Source organism: Streptomyces sp. NPDC056361 (assembly GCF_042262805.1).
GTDB lineage: Bacteria > Actinomycetota > Actinomycetes > Streptomycetales > Streptomycetaceae > Streptomyces.
The window spans coordinates 1-3830 of sequence record NZ_JBHJQI010000288.1; the positions used below are offsets into that span (position 1 = coordinate 1).

General features: G+C 68.7%; 2 protein-coding genes. One reads left to right on the plus strand and one right to left on the minus strand.

The features are described from left to right. Positions 1-385 precede the first annotated feature (385 nt). The gene (locus ACFCY7_RS40135; RefSeq protein WP_376491027.1) at positions 386-1318 is read right to left on the minus strand and encodes a hypothetical protein; all 933 of its coding nucleotides are present in this window, start codon (positions 1316-1318) and stop codon (positions 386-388) included. 348 nt (positions 1319-1666) lie between these two features. Between ACFCY7_RS40135 and ACFCY7_RS40140 the strand changes: the two genes are divergently transcribed. Continuing rightward, positions 1667-3745, plus strand: a complete 2079-nt coding sequence (locus ACFCY7_RS40140) for a M4 family metallopeptidase (protein ID WP_376491028.1) — start codon at positions 1667-1669, stop codon at positions 3743-3745. Positions 3746-3830 lie beyond the last annotated feature (85 nt).

Sequence of the window (3830 nt, forward strand, 5' to 3'; positions counted from 1 at the left end):
CGACCCCGCAGGTCAACGATCAGCTCGCTGTCCGTCATCGCAGCAGACTAACCAGCCCCACCACGAGAATCACCGGTCAAAGAGACATGCTCTAGGTGGCCTTCGCGACGACGGGGGACGGAATCTATCCAGTCTGGGTGAGCGGTTCCGAGGTCGGCGAGGTAGTCGGAGTCGTGGCGCTGGTGGAGGGGATGCCCGAGTTGCTACCGAAGAACGACATGGTCGCCGTTGCCTGACGTGACTACGCCGGGTCCCAGGACCCCGCGTAGGTCACATCAGGCCGGGGTGGAGGTGTACCGGCCCACGGCTTCATCATGGACGGACAGGAACCGATGGACGCCCTCCCGTGCGACTTCGGCAAGGTGGCATCAAACGTCGCCGCTGTTCAGTTCCACTCCCAGCGCAGAGACCGGAAGCCGGGCCCCGGGTTCTCGAAGACGGCGTGCACCCGGCCGGCGGCACTGATCCACACCGGTTCCCCGGTCACCGGCTCGCCCGTGACCGCGGTACTGAAGCAGGACCGACAGCGCACCGGCACGGCGTCCGGGTGGAAGGCGACCTCCAGGGTGTAGAGGAGGGCGGGGGCGGGGAAGCCCCGCCCGCACTGCTCGGCGCGGCGTCCGTTCTCGGGGAACCGCAAGGTGTACTCGATCAGTGTGGTCCCGCCCTCGGACAGCGTGCGATCCAGGAACAGTTCGGCGACCACCAACGGCACGCTGCGATCCGAGCGCAACCGCCCGAGGCGGGCGTTGCGCACGTCGGCGAACTCGGGCAGTGCTCTGTCCGGGTCTTCGCCGCGGAAGACCACCACACAGCGATCCACACCGTCTCGGGTTGCCTTCAGCGTCAGGCGGGTGGTCAGCACAGCCCCGGCGCCCTGCGCGTCGAGCGCGTAGCTGTCGTGGGCGGCGACGCGCAGCAGGCCGTCGTCCGTGCTGCCCAGCTCGGCCAGCAGCTCGGGGAGGCTGACGAACTCCCGCCACAGGTGCGCGGTCTCCAGCACCTCGGAGTCCCGGTTGACCCAGCGGCCGCGAGGGCGGCGCGGGCCGAGCAGCGAGACCAGGCCGTCGGTGGGAACTCCCAACAGTTCTTCCAGGAGCCGGACGGCCTGCCGGGACCGGGGGCGTTCGGGGCGGCTGCGGCCGCGTCGCCAGTAGCTGAGCGTGGTGACGCTGACCTCGACGCCGTGCTCGGCGAGCCGGTGCTGGATGCGTTCGAGGCTGAGCCCGCTGGCCCGCACGGCGCAGTCCAGGGCGGCCTCGAACGGGCCGGTGCGGAGCAGATCGAGGAGATCCGCTGCTTGTTCTCGCTGTTGCACGGTCTGCAGCTCCAGTAGCGGTGGGACCTGGGCCGACTGCCCGGCCGTGCTGAGCCACTGGTGTCCACCAGTCTCTCGCCTCCTGCACCTGCGTTGCGTGCCTGGGGATGGGGGACACGGTCTACGGCAGCGCCCTCGTGGGGGGATGAATCGGCGACAGGCTAGCCACGGTCAGGCTGGATATCGACGAGACGTTAGACACTCTGTGAACAGTTTTGACCAAAGCTCAGGGTGCGGCTGAGCCGTGGCCGAGGAAGATCCGGTCACCGGTCTCTTCACAGCGCCCGCAAATAAACAGAGTTGGCGCCCGTTGACCCAGGTTCCCGACCACGGCCACGATCCCGGCCCATGAAGAGAACTGTTCTCGCCGCATCGATCTCGCTCGCCGTCAGCGGCCTGCTGATAGCCGGCGTGGGATCCCCCGCCGTCGCTGACGACGCCGCTCGGCCCCACCCGCCCAAGGCCGACAAGACCCAGGCCATCCAGGACGCTCGCGATTCGATCGCCGCCCACCCCGCAGCGGTTCGCGCGAGCTCGGCTGACACCTTCAAGTCCGCCTCGGTGCTAGTCGACAAGGACGGCACCCGGCACGTGCACATGACGCGTGAATACCGCGACCTGCCCGTCCTGGGCGGTGACGTCATCGTGCACTCCGCACCGAGCGGGGCGTTCCGCGAGAGCACGCTGACCCTCAAGAAGAGCCTCTCCCTTCCGGTGACCCCCAAGGTCAGCGCCAAGCGCGCCGAGACCCTGGCGCAGCAGAAGTTCCAGGGCAAGCGCGCCAAGACCACCAGCAAGCTGGTGGTGGACGCGCTCTCCGGCACTCCGCGGCTGGCGTGGCAGGTGACCGTCGACGGCATCGCCCCCGACCAGTCGCCCAGCCACTTCAACGTGCTCGTGGACGCCGTGACCGGCAAGGTCGGGCAGACGTGGAACGCCTTCCACACCGTCGACGGCACCGGCCACGGCTACCAGGTGGGCGACGTCCCGCTGACCACCACCGCCATCTCCGGCGGCTACCAGCTCAAGGACGCCACCCGCGGCAACGGGGAGACCCGGGACGCGCAGAACCTGACGGCCACCAACGACAGCCCGCCGGCCGGCTGGGGCAAGGCCTTCACCGACACCGACAACGTGTGGGGCAACGGCACGCTCAGCGACCGCGCCACCGTCGCGGCCGACGCCCACTTCGGCATCCAGGCGACCTGGGACTACTACAAGAACGTGCACGGCCGCAACGGCATCAAGAACGACGGCGTCGGCGCCCGCTCCTTCGTGCACTACGGCAACAACTACGCCAACGCCGGATGGGACGACACCAGCTTCAGCATGATCTACGGCGACGGCGCCCCCGGCGACAAGCCGTTCACCGAACTCGACGTCGCCGGCCACGAGATGAGCCACGGTGTCACCTCCGCCACCGCCAACCTGAACTACTTCGGCGACGCGGGCGGCCTGAACGAGGCGACCAGCGACATCTTCGGCACCCTGGTGGAGTTCAACGCCAACAGCTCGGTCGACGCCCCCGACTACCTCATCGGCGAGAAGATCAGCTCCACGCCGCTGCGGTACATGGACGACCCGAAGAAGGACGGCGTCTCGCAGAGCTGCTGGACCACCAACACCAAGAACCTCGACCCGCACTACTCTTCCGGAGTGGGCAACCACTTCTTCTACCTGCTGGCGGTCGGCTCCGGTTCCTCCCAGTGGGGCAACAGCCCGACCTGCGACGGCGGGACGGTCACCGGCGTCGGCAACGCCGCCGCGGGCAAGATCTGGTACCGCGCGCTCACCACGTACATGACCTCGGGCACCACCTACCCCGAGGCCCGTACCGCGAGCATCAAGGCCGCGATCGACCTGTACGGCGCGAGTAGCAGCCAGTGCACCGCGGTGGAGAAGGCCTGGAGCGGCGTGGCCGTCGTCCCGACCTCCACCACCTGCGGCGGCGGCACCACGCCCCCGCCGAGCGGCTCCAACCTGCTCGCCAACCCGGGCTTCGAGTCCGGCGCGGTCAACTGGACCTCCAGCACCGGCGTGATCACCAACGACACCGGCGCCACCGCGCACTCGGGCTCGTACTACGCCTGGCTGGACGGGTACGGCAGCGCGCACACCGACACCCTGTCGCAGACGGTGACCATCCCGGCCACCGCTGCGGCTCCCACGCTCAGCTTCTTCCTGTCGATCGACACCAAGGAGTCGGGCACCACGGCGTACGACACGCTGAAGGCCCAGGTCGTCAACGGCGCCAGCACCACCACCCTGGCGACGTACTCCAACGCCACGCCGAGCGGCTACACCCAGCGGACCCTTGACCTGTCGGCGTTCAAGGGCAAGACGGTCACGATCAAGTTCACCGGTACCGAGGACTCGTCTCTGGCCACCAGCTTCCTGATCGACGACACCGCGGTCACCACCGGCTGAGCCTCCCCACAGGCCCCGCAGGTGCAGCCGGTGGGGCCCGCCCGGGGGGAACCCCCCCGCCCCCCGCTCGTATAAAAAAAAAACA

Excerpts from the sequence above, each read along its gene's own strand:
- ACFCY7_RS40140 (WP_376491028.1), top strand. The coding sequence starts at position 1,667 with ATGAAGAGAACTGTTCTCGCCGCATCGATCTCGCTCGCCGTCAGCGGC.